Here is an 18,178-nt window from a genome sequence, read left to right as displayed (position 1 = left end):
CTTTGGTCTTTCCGCCCTTAATTGACGGTCTCATAAATGTGACAGGCCACAAAACGGCCAGGCGTCACCTCTCTAAAAATGGGGGCTTCGGTCTTGCACCGCGCCATTCCCTGCGGGCACCGGGTGCAAAAATTGCAGCCCTTAGGCGAGTTGGCGGGCGATGGCACGTCACCGCGCAAAATAATCCGTGACCGCGGGGTTTGGGCGCGCGCGGGGTCAGGCTCGGGCACCGCTGACAACAGGGCCTGCGTGTAGGGATGCAGTGGATTGTGATACAGCGCCTCACGCGGGGCCAGTTCCACCACCTGCCCTAGGTACATCACCGCCACGCGGTCGGCGATATGGCGCACCATGCTCAGATCGTGGCTGATGAACAGATAGGTCAGGCCCAGTTCGTCCTGCAACGTTTCCAACAGGTTCACTACCTGCGCCTGAATGGACACATCAAGGGCGGCAATCGGCTCATCGCAGACGATAAATTTGGGCTTCAGCGCCAGCGCCCGCGCGATCCCGATCCGCTGGCGTTGCCCCCCGGAAAACGCATGTGGATAGCGGTGCGCGAACTGCCGGTTCAACCCGACCTGATCCATCAACTCATAGATACGGTCCAGCTTTTGCGCCTTGGACCAATCGGTGTGCTCATCCAAGGGCTCACCGATAATGGCGGCGACAGTCATGCGCGGATTGAGGCTGGCCTGTGGGTCCTGAAACACCATCTGCATGGTTGGCCGCATACCCATCAGCGCGGATTGCGGAACATGCCCAATCTCACGTCCGTCAATCGTGATTGAGCCGCCCGTGATATCATACAGACGCAGCACCGCGCGCCCGCAGGTGGACTTGCCACACCCGCTTTCACCCACAAGGCCCAGTGTCTCACCGGCCATAATGTCAAAGCTGACCCCATCCACGGCCTTTACGCTGCCAACTTGCCGCCGAAACAGCCCCGCATAGATCGGAAAGTGCATTTTTAGGTCGCGGACCTGAACCAAGGCAGCACTCATGCGGGGCATCCCCCATAGCTTTGATGACATGCAACATCGTGTCCGCCGCCGATGGCCCGCAGCACAGGATTCTCACGGTCGCACCGCGCGGCCCGGTCCGCACATCGATCCCGAAAGCCGCATGCAAATGGCGCGCTGGTCAAAATCGGAGGCTGGCCCTCGATCACCTCCAACTGAGCCGCACGCGCGCCGGTCACACTGGGCACCGTTTTCAACAACGCGCGGGTGTAGGGATGCTGCGGGTTGCCAAACACCTCCCGCACAGGGGCCTGTTCAACCACTTGGCCGCCGTACATCACCATCACCCGGTCCGCGATACCAGCGATCACGCCCAAGTCATGGGTGATCCAAATGATCGCCATGCCCAGTTGCGCGCGCAAATCTTGGAGCAGTTCTAGGATCTGAGCCTGAATGGTGACATCCAGCGCGGTGGTCGGCTCATCCGCGATCAACACTTTAGGCTCACACGCCAATGCAATCGCAATCATCACGCGCTGGCGCATGCCGCCCGAAAACTGGTGCGGATAGTCGCGCAACCGCGCCGCCGCATCGGGAATGCCCACCAGCTCCAGCAGTTCAATCGACCGCGCACGGGCCGCGCGTTTGGTCATCCCCATGTGGCGGCGCAGTGGCTCTGCCAATTGGTAGCCCACCGTAAACACCGGGTTGAGCGAGGTCATCGGATCTTGGAACACAAAGCCCACCTCGCCCCCGCGCACTTGGCGCATGCGCGCAGGGGATACCGTCAGCAAGTTTTCGCCGTCCAGCAGGACTTGCCCCCGGCACACCTGAGCGGGAGGTGATGGCAACAGCCCAATCAGGGACATCATGGTGACGGATTTTCCCGAGCCGCTCTCGCCCACCACGCCCAGAACCTCTCCGGGGGCGAGACTAAAGCTGACATCGTTGACGGCATGTATTTCGCCGTCGCGCGTGTGAAATACGACCTCAAGGCCCAAAACCTCAAGAACGCGTCGCCCACCCTCGGGCATGTGCCACCCTCCCCCTGAATGGAGACATTGATCATCAAGAAACTTTTGATGATTAACATATCAAAAGATTAACACACTTTGCGCGGCTCGCAATCCACCTTACCGCTAACCCCTCGCCTGAGGTGCCAAATCACTCAGTTGCGCTTGACCTTTGCGGGACCCCGCCACATTTTTCCGCAGCCGCAACACTCGGAGCCACGATGCCAAACTCTTTGACCCCGCGCGAGATTCTCGAAACCCTTGTGGCGTTTCCAACCGTCAGCCGTGACAGCAACCTCGCCCTTGTGGATTGGGTTGAGGGGTATCTGGCCGATTTTGGCGTTACAGCGCATCGGGTCTACGACCCAACAGGGCGCAAGGCCGCGATCTATGCCCATATCGGACCTCAGGTGGAGGGCGGGATCATTTTGTCAGGCCACACCGATGTAGTGCCCGTCGATGGCCAAGAGTGGGACACCGATCCGTTTACTATGACTGAACGCGGTGGTCGTTTGTACGGTCGTGGCACCTGCGACATGAAAGGGTTCAACGCACTGGCCCTCGCGATGGTGCCCTACGCGCTATCGCTTGACCTAAAGCGACCCCTCCAAATCGCGCTCAGCTATGATGAGGAAATCGGCTGCGTCGGCGCACCGCCCATGATTGCGGATATGGTGGACCGCCTCCCCAAAGCCGCCATCGCCCTGATCGGAGAGCCGACAAACATGCAGGTTGTGACCGGCCAAAAGGGCAGCGTCGGCTGGCAGGTCCATGTCCGCGGGCACGAGGTGCATTCGTCGATGATGCACGAAGGTGTCAGTGCAATCCTTGAGGGCGCGCACCTTTTGTCGTGGGTGAATGACACCAATGACCGCATCCGCGCGCAGACGCCATCGATCCTTGCAGCCCCCTTCGACCCGCCCTTTTCCACGGCCCACACCGGCACCATCACCGGCGGCACTGCCCATAACATCACAGCCAAAGACTGCCGCTTTGGTATCGACGTGCGATTGGTGCCGGGCGAAGACGCCGCAAGCTATGAGGCCTCGCTTCGCGCGCGGGTCGCGCAGGTCGAGGCGCGGATGAAAGCCATCCACCCCGATGCCGGCATCACCCTGACCCCGCAGTTCGACGTCCCGCCCCTTGCGCCCGAAAACAACGGACGGGCCGAGCAGATCATGCGCCAAGCCACCGGCGACAATGGCACCCATGCCGTCAGCTACGGCACAGAGGCCGGGCAGTTTCAAAACGCAGGGTATTCCGCCGTGATCTGTGGGCCAGGCGACATCGCACAGGCCCACCAACCCAATGAGTATATCGAGCTCGCGCAATTCAACCGAGGTGAGCAGGTTCTGCGCGCAGTAGTCGACATGTTGACCGTCAGTCCCTAATTATAAAGCCTAGCGCGCGACACACGCGGCCCTGACCCTCGAACAAGAGACCCCCGGATGCCCATCAAAAACCGCTTTGCCGAACTCCTGCCTGAAATCACCGAATGGCGTCAGGATTTCCACCGCAACCCTGAACTGCTGTTTGACACGCACCGCACCGCCGGGATCGTGGCTGACAAGCTGGCGGCATTTGGCTGTGATGAGGTCGTCACCGGCATCGGGCGGACCGGCGTGGTTGGGGTCATCAAGGGCAAGACCGATACAACCGGCAATGTCGTCGGCCTACGCGCGGATATGGACGCGCTCCCGATCCTTGAGGAAACCGGGGTCGACTACGCCTCCACCACGCCGGGCAAAATGCACGCCTGTGGTCACGACGGGCATACCGCCATGCTGCTGGGGGCCGCGAAATACCTGTCGGAGACGCGCAATTTCGACGGCACCGTCGTGGTCATTTTTCAGCCCGCTGAAGAAGGCGGCGGCGGGGGCCGCGAAATGGTCGAGGACGGCATGATGGAGCGCTTCAACATCAAAGAAGTCTACGGCATGCACAATTGGCCCAAACTGCCCATCGGCCAGTTCGCCATTCGCCCCGGCCCGTTCTTCGCTGCCACCGATCAGTTTGAGCTGATCGTTGAGGGACGAGGGGGTCACGCCGCCAAACCAAATGAGGCGATTGATACGACCCTTATCGCGTCGCATATCGTTGTGGCGCTGCAATCCATTGTCTCGCGCAACATCCACCCTGACGGCAACCTTGTGGTCTCCGTGACCTCTTTTGAAACCTCATCCAAGGCGTTCAACGTCCTGCCGCAAACCGTACACATCAAAGGCACGATCCGCAGCATGGGCACCGAGATACGCGCTTTGGGCGAAACCCGCATGCGCGAGATTTCCGCAGGCGTCGCGGCGACCTATGGCGGCACGGTCGAGGTGATCTTTCACCCCGGCTATCCCGCGACCGTCAACAGCCCCGAGCAGACGGAATTCGCAGCCGAAGTCGCGCGGGCCGTATCCGGCGACTGCCAAGACGCCGAGATCACGATGGGTGGTGAGGATTTCTCCTACATGCTCGAAAAACGGCCCGGTGCTTATATCCTGGTAGGCAACGGCGACACCGCAGACGTCCACCACCCCAAGTACAATTTCAGCGATGAGACGATCCCGGCGGGCTGCTCCTACTGGGCTGAGATCGTGGAACGACGGATGCCAGCCGCCTAGGCTTTGGCCACCGTTGCGAGCCGCGCGCCGTAGGCCCGCGCGCTTAGCAAATCGCCCTGCGCCACTGCCCCTTTTGCGGGGGCCGTGGCAGTGGGTCCGAATGAGCCGCCGACCCAGTTTTGCTCAGCCGGAGTGCTGTTTTCCGACTGCGCCGGTAGTTGCCCAAGGCTGACCCACATCATCCCGTGTTGCGCGGCCAATGTCGCAAGATACAGCATCACGGTGCCCTTGTCGCCGTTGGGACTGCCCGCGCAGGTAAAGCCCCCTGCGATCTTGTCCAACCACGCGCGATCCAGCCAGCGCAGGCCACTGTCATCGGCCATCCGTTTGAACTGCCACGCAGGCCCGCCCATATGCGTGGCCGTACCAAAGATGATCGCGTCGGCGGCATCAAGCGCCGTCCAGTCGCTGGCCGGCAGCGTCCCGTCAGCGGCGATTGGGATGCGCTGGACATCAACCCCGGCCACCGTTTCAGCGCCCTCCGCCACCGCTGCCGCGATCAGGGCGGTGTTCCCGGTCTGTGAATAATAGACGATGGCCAGCCGTGTCATTAGTTCCCCCTTAGCGGATGCAGCCTCAACAGCGCATGAAAAAAGGCGGCCCGCAAGCCGCCTTTCATTCCGTGCATTGATCAGATGATCTAGTCGATCATCGGGATCAGCTTGTCGATGGACGCCTTCGCATCACCGTAGAACATCCGCGTGTTGTCCTTAAAGAACAGCGGGTTTTCGATGCCCGAATACCCGGTACCCTGACCACGTTTGGACACGAACACCTGCTTGGCCTTCCAGCATTCCAGAACCGGCATACCGGCGATGGGGCTGTTAGGATCATCCTGCGCGGCAGGGTTCACGATGTCGTTGGAACCGATCACGATGGCAACGTCCGTCTCGGGGAAGTCGTCATTGATCTCATCCATTTCGAGCACGATGTCGTAGGGCACTTTGGCCTCTGCGAGCAGCACGTTCATGTGGCCTGGCAAGCGACCCGCAACGGGATGGATCGCGAAACGGACGTTCTTGCCCTTGGCGCGCAGCTTGCGGGTCAACTCGGCCACGCCTTGCTGGGCCTGAGCCACAGCCATGCCGTAGCCGGGGATGATCACGATGCTATCCGCCTCGTTCAGGGCTGTTGCCACGCCGTCGGCGTCAATCGCAACTTGCTCACCTTCAACGGCCATCTGCTCACCTGCGGGGCCACCAAAGCCGCCCAAGATCACAGACACGAACGACCGGTTCATCGCCTTACACATGATGTACGACAGGATCGCCCCGGAGGAGCCAACCAACGCACCCACGACGATCAGCAGATCGTTGCCAAGCGAGAAGCCAATCGCAGCCGCAGCCCAACCGGAGTAGGAGTTCAGCATCGACACAACCACAGGCATGTCGGCGCCGCCGATACCCATGATCAGGTGATAACCGATGAACAGGCCCAGCAGCGTCAGAACGACCAGCGTCCATGTGCCAGCGCCGCCCAGATACATCGCCGTCAACAGCAGCGAACCACCCGCAGCCGCGATGTTGAGCATGTGACCACCGGGCAGCTTTTTCGCCGCCGAGTCCACTTTGCCCGCCAGTTTGCCATAGGCAATGACCGAGCCCGTGAACGTCACCGCACCGATCCAAACGCCAAGCACCAGCTCAACCCGCAGGATACCGACCTCAACAGCTGTCTTTTTCGCCAGAAGGTTTGCAAATGTGCCGAACTCAGCCGCCACAAGCGCAGGCACCTTTTGTCCGTACTCAAGTGCTGGGAACGGCAGATCAGCCGCCATCATCGCCGCAGCCACCCGGCCCAGCTCGATCTCGGCGTTAAAGCCAACAAACACAGCCGCCAAACCCACGAGCGAGTGCATGATCGCAACCAGCTCGGGCATTTGGGTCATCTGCACTTTGGTCGCAAGCTGGTAGCCAACTGCACCGCCCAAAGCGATCAAGATGATCGACAGCGCCGCAAGGCCCTGACCCGGTCCGGCGATCGTTGCGAAAATCGCGATCCCCATGCCGACAATGCCGTACCACACCGCGCGCTTTGCGCTTTCTTGTCCCGAGAGCCCGCCAAGCGACAGGATAAAGAGGACACCCGCAACCGCGTAGGCTGCAATCGTAAATCCGAAGTCCATTTCCCTCGTCTCCTTAAGATTTCTGGAACATGGCGAGCATGCGCCGTGTCACGAGGAAGCCGCCGAAGATGTTGATCGAAGCCATAAAGACCCCCAACGCGGCGAGTATTGTAATCAGCACGCTGCTCGACCCGATCTGGATCAGCGCCCCCAAGATCACGATCGACGAGATCGCGTTGGTCACCGCCATAAGCGGTGTGTGCAGGCTGTGTGCAACGTTCCAGATCACCTGGAAGCCGATGAACACAGACAGGATGAACACGATAAAGTGCTGCATAAAGCTCGCGGGTGCGATCAGACCGACACCCAGAACCAAGGCCCCACCAACCGCCAACAGGGTCACCTGTTGTTTGGTCTGTGCTTGGAAGTCGGCCATTTCTTGGGCGCGACGCTCCTCTGGGGTCAGCTCTTTGGGCTTTTCTTTCTTTTGCACCGCGATTGCGGCCACTTTTGGTGGCGGCGGTGGGAAGGTAATGTCGCCTTCAAACGTGACGGTCGCGCCACGGATCACATCGTCTTCCATGTTGTGCACGACTTGACCGTCCTTTTCGGGGGTCAGGTCAGTCATCATGTGACGGATGTTGTTGCCATAAAGCGTCGAGGCCTGTGTCGCCATCCGCGATGGGAAGTCGGTGTAGCCAATGATGATCACGCCGTTGTCGGTGACAACACGCTCGTCCATCTTGGTCAGCTCACAGTTGCCGCCCTTTTCAGCCGCAAGGTCCACGATGACGGAGCCAGGCTTCATCATTTCGACCATGTCTTTGGTCCAAAGGATCGGCGCAGCGCGGTTCGGGATCAGCGCGGTGGTGATCACGATGTCCATGTCTGGCGCGATCTCACGGAACTTCTCAAGCTGCTTGGCTTGGAATTCGGGGCTAGAGGGTGGCGCATAGCCACCTGTCTCGGCACCATCGGGCAGTTCGCTATCTTCGAACTCAAGGAAGACGAACTCAGCCCCCATGGATTCGATCTGCTCAGCGACTTCGGGGCGCACGTCAAACGCGTAGGTGATCGCACCAAGGCTGGTCGATGTCCCGATCGCCGCAAGACCCGCAACGCCCGCGCCCACAACCAAAACCTTGGCGGGGGGGACTTTACCGGCGGCTGTCACCTGACCGGTGAAGAAGCGGCCAAAGTTATTGCCTGCCTCGATCACGGCCCGGTAGCCGGCGATGTTGGCCATGGACGACAACGCGTCCATTTTCTGAGCGCGTGAAATCCGCGGAACCATGTCCATCGCGATCACGTTGGCGCCCTTGCTTTTCGCAAGTTCCATCAGCGCCTCGTTGGCGGCTGGATAGAAGAACGAAATCAGCGTCTGACCTTTGGTCAGGCGCTTGGCTTCTGCGTCGCTTGGGGGGCGGACCTTGGCCACCACATCTGCCGCTTTGAACAGCGCCGCGGCGGTTTTGACCACCTCTACGTCTGCTGCTGTGTAAGCCGCATCCGAGAACCCGGCGGCTTCGCCTGCCTTGCTCTCAATGACCACATCATAGCCAAGCTTTTGCAAAGCTTTGGCGCTGTCGGGCGTGATCGCAACGCGCGACTCGCCCTCAAATATCTCTTTCGGTGCCCCGATTTTCACGTTTCCGTCCCCTCATGACAAAGCGCGCACGTCACGCATCTCTGGATTGGTAGACGGGCCTTAACACCACACAGGCAGCCAGTTCAACGGCTTGCCAGACGCGAAATGGACGCTACGGCACTTTGATCAACTCGGTGTTTTTGCGCGAAATGTCCCTAATCCCACAAGATTCCCACAAGGCGTTAGCGCAACCGAGATGGGCGAAATCATATCATTTTAAGGCCTTAGGACCGGGTTATGCATTGAATACATATGTATACCGTTTTGTCATGCACTCCACGCATGGGTGAATCCACTCATTCCACTGCGACACTTTTTCATGTTCTGCCGTGGCTTGTAGGCAACAAAGTTCCAATTGCTGCACCACAGCATACCAATGTATTCCCATAAATGCCTTTGCGGCCTCACTTTTTTGCACTACCTCCAAGGCAACAGCACGAAAGCTATTCCTTTATGTCTCCGCTCCAAGACCACCCCAATCGTTACGCTCTGGCCAATGAACTGCACGCGCGGCCGTTCCCGTCCCTCCGCGCCCCCTGTCAGGCAGCGTACCTTGCCATCAAACAGCCCCGAGAAGCCGCCAACCGGGACCGCGCCGCAGACCGCGCGCACCTCCTGGATCTGTTGGATCGCTACGGCACGTCGCACCCCGCACCCGAGGATACGCACTTTTTCGGACAAATCGGGCGCTATCACCTTAAGTGGGAAAGCCACACAGAGTTCGTGACCTACACCATTTTCGGCGACATCCCCGAAGGCCCCGCCTTTGACGCCAGCGGCTTCAACGTCTTTCCCGAGGATTGGCTGGAAAATGCCCCCGGCGCGCGCATCACGTCCTGCCTGATCCGGGTCGAAGAACGCCCTGATGAGGAAACCGACATCAGCAAACAGTTCGATACGTGGTTTGTGCCCGAAAGCCTCGCGGCCTCCAGTGTGCTGGACGAAAGCGCGGTCATAGCAACCGATTTTCGCATTGATACCAGCGGGCACATGCGGATGGCGGCCTTTGTCAGCCCCGACACCGGGATGCGTCGGATTGGCAGGGTCATCCAGCGCCTGTGTGAGATTGAGACCTATAAATCCATGGCGATGCTGTGCCTACCCAAAGCCCGCCGTTTGGGCGCGCAACTGGGCGACATGGATCAAACGCTGTCCAAGCTGGTTGAGGACATGCGCAACCCGGACGCCCAATCCGTGGATACGCTGGATGGGCTGCTGGAAATCGCGTCAGAGCTGGAAACGATGCTCGCCCGGTCCGCGTTTCGGTTTGGCGCGCGCGGCGCCTATGAGGCGCTGGTCAATCAGCGCATCGCCGTCCTACGCGAAGAACGCTATGGCGGCCGCCAGACATTCGCGGAATTCATGATGCGCCGGTTTGACCCCGCAATGCGCACGTGTGTGTCAGTCGAACGTCGGATGGAGACGATGGCCGAACGCGCCCGCCGTGCAGGTGATCTGCTGGGCACACGGGTGAACGTCGAACGCTCTGAGCAGAACCAAAAACTGCTCGAAAGCATGGATGAACGCGCTGCCCTCCAACTACGCCTGCAAAAAACGGTTGAGGGGTTGTCCGTCGTCGCGATCAGCTATTACGCGCTGAACCTTGTGGGCTATATGCTCTATCCCGTCGCCTCACCCTTTGGGCTAAGCAAGGAATGGGTGTTCGGCTTGGCGGTCGTGCCCGTGGTCATCCTTGTGTGGATGATGGTCGCACGTATCCGCAAATCGATGGAAAGCTAGCCGCCCGTGTGGCTCATGTGGCGGGTCATTTGCCCGTCCGCTTTCTGCCGGGAATAGTCGAAATCATGGCCCTTGGGTTTGCGCTCAATCGCGGCCCGAATGGCGGCCTCTAGGGGCGCATTACTGTCCGGGTCAGCCCGCAGCGGCGCGCGCAGATCGGCCATATCCTCTTGCCCGAGGCACATGTACAACTCACCCGTGCAGGTCAGGCGCACGCGGTTACAGCTTTCGCAAAAGTTGTGGGTCAGCGGCGTGATAAAGCCGATCTTCTGCTGGGTTTCCTCCAGCCGCACATACCGCGCAGGCCCACCCGAACGCTCTGCCAGATCGCTAAGCGTGAACCGCTCCGCGAGGCGCCCGCGCAAATCCTTGAGCGACCAATATTGATCCAACCGATCCTCGTTGCCAAGATCACCCATCGGCATGACCTCGATAAAGGTCAGGTCCATGTCCCGCTCTGCACACCAATCCACGATTGTGTTCAGTTCGTCCTCATTGAACCCCTTCAAGGCCACGGCGTTGATCTTGACCCGAAGGCCCGCCTTTTGCGCGGCATCAATTCCGTTCAACACCTGAGACAGACGTCCCCAGCGCGTAACTTTGGCGAATTTCTCATCATCCAGCGTATCCAGCGACACGTTGATGCGCCGCACCCCCGCCGCGTACAAATCGCCTGCGTATTTCTGCAACTGGCTGCCGTTCGTTGTCAGCGTCAGCTCCTTGAGGGTCCCCGCCTCCAGATGCCGCGACATCTGGTTGAAAAACGTCATGATCCCCTTGCGCACCAACGGCTCACCACCGGTAATCCGCAGCTTTTCAACGCCAAGTCCGATGAACGTCGAACACATGCGGTCCAACTCTTCGAGGGTCAAAAGCTCCTTCTTCGGCAGGAACGTCATGTGTTCAGACATGCAATACACACACCGGAAATCACAGCGATCAGTGACAGAGACGCGCAGATACGAAATCGGGCGCTGGAACGGGTCGATCAGGGGGGCTACGTTGCTCATTGCGAAACTCTATGTGCAGGTTGCAAAGCCTGCAAGAGGTTAACATGCGTCAAAGGGGAGGAAACGGAATGCAGCGCAACTCAAACGTGCGAGGGTCATCAATGGCTGATGCGAGCCGCGCAAACCCGCGCACCATCCAGACGCTGCAATCGTGGGATGCGATGCGCGAGGCATTCGTCTGGAACGTGCCCGATATATTCAACATCGCCGAGGCGTGTTGCGACCGCAGGGCCGCCATTGCGCCCGATCAAATCGCACTGATCGAACACACGCCACAGGGCCGCGTCGAATGGAGCTACCGCGCGCTCAAAGACGCCTCAGACCGGCTCGCTGGGGCTCTTCGCGCCCGCGGGTTTGAGCGTGGCGATCGGCTTGGCATCTTGCTACCGCAATGCGCAGCCACCCTGATCGCGCATTTCGCCACCCACAAGTTGGGCGGCATCTCATTGCCTTTGTTCACTTTATTCGGACCAGATGCACTGGCCTACCGGTTGCGCGATAGCGGGGCTGCGGCCCTAATCACCCATCCCGCCGAGCTTGAAAAACTAGCGGGCCTCGACCTGCCCGCATTGCATATAATCATCACGACAGAACCCGCACCCGGCGCACTGTCCCTTGATGACGCTCTTGAACACGCACCCCTTCCCAGCCCTGTTCAGACCTCTGCCGAAGACCCTGCCGTGATGATCTATACCTCGGGCACGACCGGCGCCCCCAAGGGCGTGCTGCACGCGCACCGATTTTTGATCGGCCACATGCCCAGCGTCGAATGCCACCACGAGGGGTTCCCGCAAGCGGGCGACAAGGGCTGGACGCCCGCCGATTGGGCGTGGATCGGCGGGTTAATGGATATGGCCCTACCCTGCCTGTATCACGGCGTGCCGCTGGTCGCGTTGCGAATGGCAAAGTTCGACGCCGAGCGCGCGTGGACCCTTATCGCAGACGAAGGCATTCGCAACTTGTTCCTGCCCCCCACAGCCCTCAAGCTGATGCGCGCCGCCCCGCGACCAACAGGCCTGAACATCCGCACCATCGGCTCAGGCGGTGAGGCGCTTGGCCCGGACCTTCTCGAATGGTCCAAACGCGAATTGGGTGTCGCGATCAACGAATTCTACGGTCAGACGGAATGCAACCTCGTGCTCGCCTCCTGCGCGGGAACGATGCCGCAAAAGCCCGGCTCTATGGGGCGAGCGGTTCCGGGGTTCGACGTTTCAATCCGCGGGCCCGAGGGCGCGCTGCCGAGCGGCGCAGTGGGTGAGATTTGCGTCCGCACACCAAACCCCTGCCAATTCCTGAACTACTGGAACCTGCCCGAAAAAACCGCCCAAAAGGTGCGCGATGGATGGCTATACACTGGCGATCTCGGCGTCATGGACGACGATGGCTACGTGACCTTTGCCGCGCGCGATGATGACGTAATCACCTCATCGGGCTACCGCATCGGCCCGTCCGAGATTGAGACTTGCTTATCCGCACACCCCGACGTCACGATGGCCGCCGTGGTTGGCCTGCCCGACCCGGCCCGCACCGAGGCTGTAACGGCGTTCATCACCTGCCCCACCGACGCACGAGACATCGAGGCCACCCTCATCGCTCACGTAAAGTCCCGACTTTCACCGCACCTAGCACCGCGGCGGATCATCGTCCTAGACGCCCTACCAATGACCGCGACCGGCAAAATCCAACGCCGCGTCCTGCGCGACCACTACGCCACGCTCTATACCGATTAACCTTTCTGCACCTGCAACATGGCGCTGGACGGCGCAGGGCGAAGCGGACTAGCCTCAATATGAATGCGTCTCACCCCAAAAGTGACCACGCTCTTTTCTGCCTAAGGGCCAAGAACGACTGAGGATTTTTCATGCAGGGCATACTTGCGGACGCCGTTATCTATCTGCTTGCGGCCGTGATCGCGGTGCCGATTTGCGTTCGGTTTGGGCTGGGGTCCGTGCTGGGCTATCTCCTGGCCGGGATCATCATTGGCCCGGTTCTGGGCATTGTCGGCGCCGAAACCCAAGACCTGCAACACATCGCGGAATTCGGCGTCGTGATGATGCTATTCCTCATCGGGCTAGAGCTTGATCCGCGGGCCCTATGGGGGATGCGCGCGCGGCTTGCGGGCCTTGGCGGGCTACAGATATCGATCACGATGGGCGTCGTCACGGCGGCCGCCATGGCCCTTGATCTGGAATGGAGCGTCGCCTTGTCGATCGGGATGATCTTCGCCCTGTCATCCACCGCTATCGTCCTGCAAACGTTCACAGAAAAAGGGTTGATGCGGACAACCGGGGGCCGCTCCAGCTTTACGGTTTTGCTGGCACAAGACATCGCGGTCATCCCAATGCTGGCCTTTATTCCTCTGCTCGCCTTGCCCGGCTTGCACAACGCGGCCAGCGGTGATCACGGCGGCGGCCACGGTGACGAAGGCCCGGTGATGCACCTGATCGACAGCTTGCCCGCATGGGGTGTGACACTTGTCACAATCGGGGCCGTGGTCGCTGTTGTGCTGGGCGGCCACTACCTGACGCGCCCGATCTTTCGGTTCATCCACATGGCCAAGTTGCGCGAAATGTACACGGCGGTCTCGCTCTTGTTCGTCGTCGGGGTCGCGGCCCTGATGCTGACGGTCGGGCTATCGCCTGCGCTGGGTACGTTCCTTGCGGGCGTCGTCCTCGCGAACTCCGAATTCCGCCATGAGCTAGAGGCCGATATTGAACCGTTCAAGGGCCTCCTGCTGGGCCTGTTCTTCATCACGGTCGGTGCGGGCATCAACTTTGCTGTCTTTATGTCGGCACCCGTGACAATCATTGGCCTCACATTCGGGCTGATCACGGTCAAGGGGTTGATCCTTTATGGCTTGGCCATGGCCGCGCGCTTGCCCCGCAAAGACAGGCTACTCTTCGCACTGTCACTGGCCCAAGCCGGGGAATTCGGTTTCGTGCTCACCTCATTTTCAGTGCAGCAAAACGCGGTCCCCGCAGAACTGGGCCAAGCCCTCCTGCTGGTGATCGCGTTTTCCATGCTGCTCACGCCCGTCCTGTTCATCGTCTACGAACACGTCTCAAAAAGCCTTGTGGACCCAACACCCACCACGCCTCACGACGACATTGATGAAAAACAGCCCGTGATCATCGCGGGCATTGGGCGGTTTGGTCAGGTTGTGAACCGTATGATGCAGATGGCGCAGGTGCGCACCGTGGTGTTGGACAATGACCTATCGACCATCCAGTTGATGCGCCGTTTTGGGGTCAAAGGGTTCTTTGGAGACCCCACGCGCCCAGAGCTGTTGCACGCCGCTGGATTTGAGCAGGCAAAGGTTTTGGTCGTTGCGATGGATGACCCGAAAGAGGCGATCAAACTGGTGGAATATGCCCGCCGCGAACGCCCGGATCTGCACATCGTCGCCCGCGCCTATGACCGCGTGCACACATATGCTCTCTACCGCGCGGGTGCCGATGACATCGTCCGAGAGATGTTCGATAGCTCCCTCCGGGCAGGTCGCTACGTGTTAGAAAACATGGGCTACACGGAATATGAGGCGAATGAAGCCGAACAGGCGTTCTTTAAGCACGACCGCCACGCGCTGCTGGAACTGGCAAAGCTTTGGAACCCCGACCTACCACTGGCCGAAAATGACGCCTACGTGGCCCGCGCGCGCGATCTGAACAAAGACCTAGAAACCGCACTCCTGCGGCACGAAACCGGTGAGGATATCACCGACGCCGAGGATGCGCCTGACGCTGCGCCGTCTCAACCGGGATCGGGATGAGCGCCTCAGCCTGAGGCCGCCCACCGTCCCTGCGATCATCCCGACCAAGGGACATGATCGCGCGGCCCATCTGAACCGAGCCGAAGGTGATCACGAACAACATCGTCATCACCGCAAGCGCGATAAACCCTTCGCTGGTGTTCAAAACCAGATGCCGCAGACCCACGACATCAAACGCCAACAGCAGACCGACAAAAGCCACCCCAGCAACAGCCCCAATGGCCGCGTGTTTTAGAAGAAATCGAATATGGTTTGGCATGCGCAGTCTCCGTTCTTGGGGGCGTCACCGCGATGATACACGTAAACGCTCCTTGAATGGTTAACTGTGCGTGATTTTCGCCAAAACAACTCGTTTAGGGCGAAAATACCGGCGTTCGCTTAAGAAAACGCCTCTGGCCGGGCTTCGCGGGCCATGTGATCCAGCACCGCGTTCACGAACTTAGGCTCTTTGCCTTCGGGGAAAAACGCGCGCGCAACGTCGACGAATTCAACGATCACGACCTTGGGCGGTGTTTTTGCCCCGATCAGTTCCGCACCCGCAGCCCGGAACAAGGCCCGCAGCGTGGGGTCAATCCGGTCAATCGGCCACTTGGCCACCAACGCACGGTCGGTCATTTGGTCGATCTTGGCCTGACGCTCAACCGCGCCCTCCAACAGGTCACGGAACGTGTCCAAATCGCCATCGGCCATTTCACCGATGTCGTAGTCGGCCCCAAACCGGTGATCTTCAAACTCCACGCGGACCTTGTCCACGGTCTGCCCTGCGGCTTCCATTTGGAATAGCGCCTGAACGGCAAAAAGGCGCGCGGCAGATTTCATCTGCTTTTTCAGCGCCCGGGTATCTGAAGAAGTCGTCATGGAGTTGTTGGCCCTTTGGTCGTTTCCGCCATCAAGACGGTGCCTGCAGGCTTGAAGCCCACACCAGAGGGCGGTTTAGCGAATTTCCGTGTCAGCGCAACCAAATGCAGCGCCGCGGCAGCCGCACCGCCACCTTTATTTTGATCCTTAGGATCTGCACGGACCTCGGCCTGTTTGCGGTTCTCAACGGTGAGGATACCATTGCCGATACAAGCCCCCGAAAGCCCCAGCATCGTGATCCCGCGCGAGCTGTCATTGCAGACGGTATCGTAGTGCGTTGTCTCACCCCGGATGACACAGCCCAAGCCAACGTAGCCGTCGAAATTCGACTGCCGATGGGCAATACCAATCGCTGTGGGAACCTCTAGCGCGCCGGGCACTTCAACCACCTCATAACTTGCGCCTGCGGCTTCTAGCTCCGCAGTCGCGCCCGCCAACAGGTTGTCAGCGATGTCTTTGTAATACGGCGCAACCACGACCAAAACCTTAACAGGCGCATCAAAGGTTGGGCGGGGTGGGGAATAATGCTGCTCAGCGCTGGCCATGGTCTACTCCTGCGGGATGGGGTGGGTGCCGGTGATGGCCAAGCCGTACGCCTCAAGGCCGACAACCTTGGGCGCGCCCGAGTTGGTCACAAGGATCATCTGCGAGATCCCAAGTGCGGCAAGGATCTGCGCGCCGAGCCCGTATTGCCGCAATTTCTGCGGCGAGGCTTTGCCCTCAGTGTCCAGCTTCATCGCCGTATCGCGCAACAGCACGACAACGCCGCGATCCGCGTCCGCAATCACGTCCATAGCGCGCGAAAGGTCGCTCTCACCGATGCCCAAAACGTCCTCAACCGGGTTGAGCGCGTGCATGCGCACCAAAACCGGCTCCGGCGTGGAAATGTCGCCTTTTGTCAAGACAACGTGCTCTGCCCCCTCAGTTTCATCGGTAAATATCCGCAAAAGCCAATCGCCCCCATGGGCAGATGTGACCGGACGGGACGCCGTTTGGTTCACCAGATTGTCGTGCCGCCGCCGATACGAGATAAGATCACTGATCGTCCCGATCTTGAGGCCGTGGCGCTGCGCGAAGGAAATCAGGTCGGGCAAACGGGCCATAGACCCGTCCTCTTTCATGATCTCACAGATCACGCCCGATGGGTTCAGCCCCGCCAAACGCGAGATATCTGTCGCGGCCTCAGTGTGGCCCGCGCGGACCAACACACCACCGTCGCGCGCGCGCAAGGGAAACACGTGGCCCGGCGTCGCGATGTCCGCCGCAGTTTTGCCCGCGTCAATCGCCACAGCCACCGTGCGCGCCCGATCATGGGCGGAGATACCGGTCGTCACGCCCTCACGCGCCTCAATCGACACGGTAAACGCGGTCTCATGACGGCTAGAGTTTTGCGTGGCCATCAACGGCAGGCCCAGCGCGTCGATCCGCTCGGTGGGTAGCGTCAAACAAATCAGGCCACGCCCATGGGTCGCCATAAAGTTGATCGCATCCGGCGTCGCCATCTGCGCAGGGATCACCAGATCGCCTTCGTTTTCACGGTCCTCATGGTCCACAAGGATAAACATACGACCGTTGCGCGCGTCTTCGATGATCTCCTCAATGGGGGAAATCACATCGGAATTTGCGGCTTCAACGGGGCCGGGTGCCTCAAAGGGCAATGGATCTGACATGGGTCTCTCCTGATATCGTTGCGCAAGCACATACCCTGCCCGCGCCCGCGTGACCAGCCGTGCCGCGACGGCTGTTGGGAAAAGTGAGCAGATACGCCCCCACCAAAGGGGCGCGCGAACCTACGCCCAGTCCTGCAGACGGGCGACGTAACGGGCGAGCGTGTCGATCTCAAGGTTAACCTTGTCGCCCACCTTGGCCGCGCCCCATGTGGTCACGGTTTTGGTGTGTGGGATCAAGTTCACCCCGAAATGCGTGCGCCCAACCTCATTCACGGTCAGCGAGGTCCCATCAAGCGCAACAGACCCCTTGGGCGCGATGAACCGCGCCAGCGCTTCAGGCACCTCAAAGGTGTAGCGGGTGCTGTCACCCTCATCCTGCATGGCCGTGATATGCGCGACACCGTCCACATGACCCGACACAATGTGCCCGCCCAGTTCGTCACCGACCTTCAGCGCGCGTTCAAGGTTCACGCCGCGCCCCTCAGCCCAATCGGAAATCGCAGTCTTGGAGACACTTTCCGCCGAAATATCCACATCAAACCACGCGCCTTGATCATCGCGCCCCCGGTCCACAACCGTCAGGCAGCACCCATCACAGGCAATCGAGGCCCCAAGGTCGATCCCCTCAGGGTCGTAGGCCGTGCCAATCCGCGCCCGCAGATCGCCGCGCCGCTCTAGCGTGCGGATCGTTCCAACATCGGTGATGATACCTGTGAACATAAAGGCCTCCTGTTGCTCACCGCGAGGTAGCCCTAACCACCTGCCAAGACAAGCCTGCGGGCACATTGCGCCACCGCCAAACGCGCGCGCCCTGCCCGAAACCTTGTGAAA

The 18,178-nt window shown here is 60.1% G+C and carries 16 protein-coding genes; 5 read left to right on the top strand and 11 right to left on the bottom strand.

Features of this window, described 5'->3' with window-relative positions; all coding sequences use genetic code 11:
• Positions 1-17 precede the first annotated feature (17 nt).
• Together PM04_RS07185 and PM04_RS07180 are read right to left on the bottom strand one after the other, a co-directional pair.
• The gene (locus tag PM04_RS07185; protein WP_152593964.1) at positions 18-1,004 is read right to left on the bottom strand and encodes an ABC transporter ATP-binding protein; all 987 of its coding nucleotides are present in this window, start codon (positions 1,002-1,004) and stop codon (positions 18-20) included.
• Positions 1,001-1,996, bottom strand: coding sequence for an ABC transporter ATP-binding protein (locus PM04_RS07180; RefSeq protein WP_038004974.1), 996 nt, complete (start codon positions 1,994-1,996; stop codon positions 1,001-1,003). Before PM04_RS07180 ends, PM04_RS07185 begins: the two co-directional genes overlap by 4 nt.
• Positions 1,997-2,196: 200 nt before the next feature.
• Here PM04_RS07180 and argE point away from each other — a divergent pair, with 200 nt between their 5' ends.
• Together argE and PM04_RS07170 are read left to right on the top strand one after the other, a co-directional pair.
• Positions 2,197-3,366, top strand: a complete 1,170-nt coding sequence (argE, locus tag PM04_RS07175; protein ID WP_038004972.1) for an acetylornithine deacetylase — start codon at positions 2,197-2,199, stop codon at positions 3,364-3,366.
• Between the two features lie 57 nt (positions 3,367-3,423).
• Positions 3,424-4,587 (top strand): M20 aminoacylase family protein, encoded by a 1,164-nt coding sequence (locus PM04_RS07170; RefSeq protein WP_038004971.1) that lies wholly within the window; start codon positions 3,424-3,426, stop codon positions 4,585-4,587.
• On the opposite strand, the gene PM04_RS07165 is transcribed toward PM04_RS07170, so the two are convergent.
• From PM04_RS07165 to PM04_RS07155, 3 genes are all read right to left on the bottom strand, one after another.
• Complete coding sequence (locus tag PM04_RS07165) at positions 4,584-5,138, bottom strand: flavodoxin family protein (RefSeq protein WP_038004970.1); 555 nt, start codon at positions 5,136-5,138, stop codon at positions 4,584-4,586. The two genes, PM04_RS07170 and PM04_RS07165, sit on opposite strands and share 4 nt — an antisense overlap.
• Positions 5,139-5,227: 89 nt before the next feature.
• Positions 5,228-6,712 (bottom strand): NAD(P)(+) transhydrogenase (Re/Si-specific) subunit beta, encoded by a 1,485-nt coding sequence (locus PM04_RS07160; protein ID WP_038004969.1) that lies wholly within the window; start codon positions 6,710-6,712, stop codon positions 5,228-5,230.
• Between the two features lie 13 nt (positions 6,713-6,725).
• Entirely contained in the window at positions 6,726-8,300 is a 1,575-nt protein-coding gene (locus PM04_RS07155) for a Re/Si-specific NAD(P)(+) transhydrogenase subunit alpha (RefSeq protein ID WP_038004968.1), read from the bottom strand.
• 453 nt (positions 8,301-8,753) lie between these two features.
• Here PM04_RS07155 and PM04_RS07150 point away from each other — a divergent pair, with 453 nt between their 5' ends.
• Positions 8,754-10,040 carry a DUF3422 family protein gene (locus tag PM04_RS07150; protein ID WP_038004967.1) on the top strand — a complete coding sequence of 429 codons (1,287 nt, stop codon included), beginning with the start codon at positions 8,754-8,756 and terminating at the stop codon, positions 10,038-10,040.
• On the opposite strand, the gene moaA is transcribed toward PM04_RS07150, so the two are convergent.
• The gene (gene moaA, locus PM04_RS07145) at positions 10,037-11,050 is read right to left on the bottom strand and encodes a GTP 3',8-cyclase MoaA (RefSeq protein WP_038004966.1); all 1,014 of its coding nucleotides are present in this window, start codon (positions 11,048-11,050) and stop codon (positions 10,037-10,039) included. The genes PM04_RS07150 and moaA overlap by 4 nt on opposite strands.
• A gap of 101 nt (positions 11,051-11,151) precedes the next feature.
• Between moaA and PM04_RS07140 the strand changes: the two genes are divergently transcribed.
• Positions 11,152-12,780, top strand: coding sequence for an AMP-binding protein (locus PM04_RS07140; protein ID WP_234702816.1), 1,629 nt, complete (start codon positions 11,152-11,154; stop codon positions 12,778-12,780).
• A gap of 131 nt (positions 12,781-12,911) precedes the next feature.
• The gene (locus PM04_RS07135) at positions 12,912-14,819 is read left to right on the top strand and encodes a monovalent cation:proton antiporter-2 (CPA2) family protein (RefSeq protein ID WP_084212699.1); all 1,908 of its coding nucleotides are present in this window, start codon (positions 12,912-12,914) and stop codon (positions 14,817-14,819) included.
• Here the strand turns inward: PM04_RS07135 and PM04_RS07130 are convergent.
• The 5 genes from PM04_RS07130 to PM04_RS07110 form a co-directional block, all read right to left on the bottom strand.
• Positions 14,764-15,078: a hypothetical protein gene (locus PM04_RS07130; RefSeq protein ID WP_038009413.1), complete on the bottom strand. Its 315-nt coding sequence runs from the start codon at positions 15,076-15,078 to the stop codon at positions 14,764-14,766. The two genes, PM04_RS07135 and PM04_RS07130, sit on opposite strands and share 56 nt — an antisense overlap.
• A 119-nt stretch (positions 15,079-15,197) precedes the next feature.
• Positions 15,198-15,677 carry a transcription antitermination factor NusB gene (gene nusB / locus PM04_RS07125; RefSeq protein ID WP_038004964.1) on the bottom strand — a complete coding sequence of 160 codons (480 nt, stop codon included), beginning with the start codon at positions 15,675-15,677 and terminating at the stop codon, positions 15,198-15,200.
• Positions 15,674-16,222: a 6,7-dimethyl-8-ribityllumazine synthase gene (locus PM04_RS07120; protein WP_038004962.1), complete on the bottom strand. Its 549-nt coding sequence runs from the start codon at positions 16,220-16,222 to the stop codon at positions 15,674-15,676. Before PM04_RS07120 ends, nusB begins: the two co-directional genes overlap by 4 nt.
• A gap of 3 nt (positions 16,223-16,225) precedes the next feature.
• Positions 16,226-17,347, bottom strand: a complete 1,122-nt coding sequence (ribB, locus tag PM04_RS07115) for a 3,4-dihydroxy-2-butanone-4-phosphate synthase (RefSeq protein WP_052068238.1) — start codon at positions 17,345-17,347, stop codon at positions 16,226-16,228.
• Between the two features lie 120 nt (positions 17,348-17,467).
• A complete protein-coding gene (locus tag PM04_RS07110) occupies positions 17,468-18,067 on the bottom strand; it encodes a riboflavin synthase (protein ID WP_038004960.1) in 600 nt (199 codons plus the stop codon).
• Positions 18,068-18,178: the final 111 nt, after the last annotated feature.

Source organism: Thalassobacter sp. 16PALIMAR09 (assembly GCF_000765485.1).
In the GTDB taxonomy this organism is placed as follows: Bacteria; Pseudomonadota; Alphaproteobacteria; order Rhodobacterales; family Rhodobacteraceae; genus Thalassobacter; species Thalassobacter stenotrophicus.
This window is presented reverse-complemented; position numbering and strand designations above follow the sequence as displayed.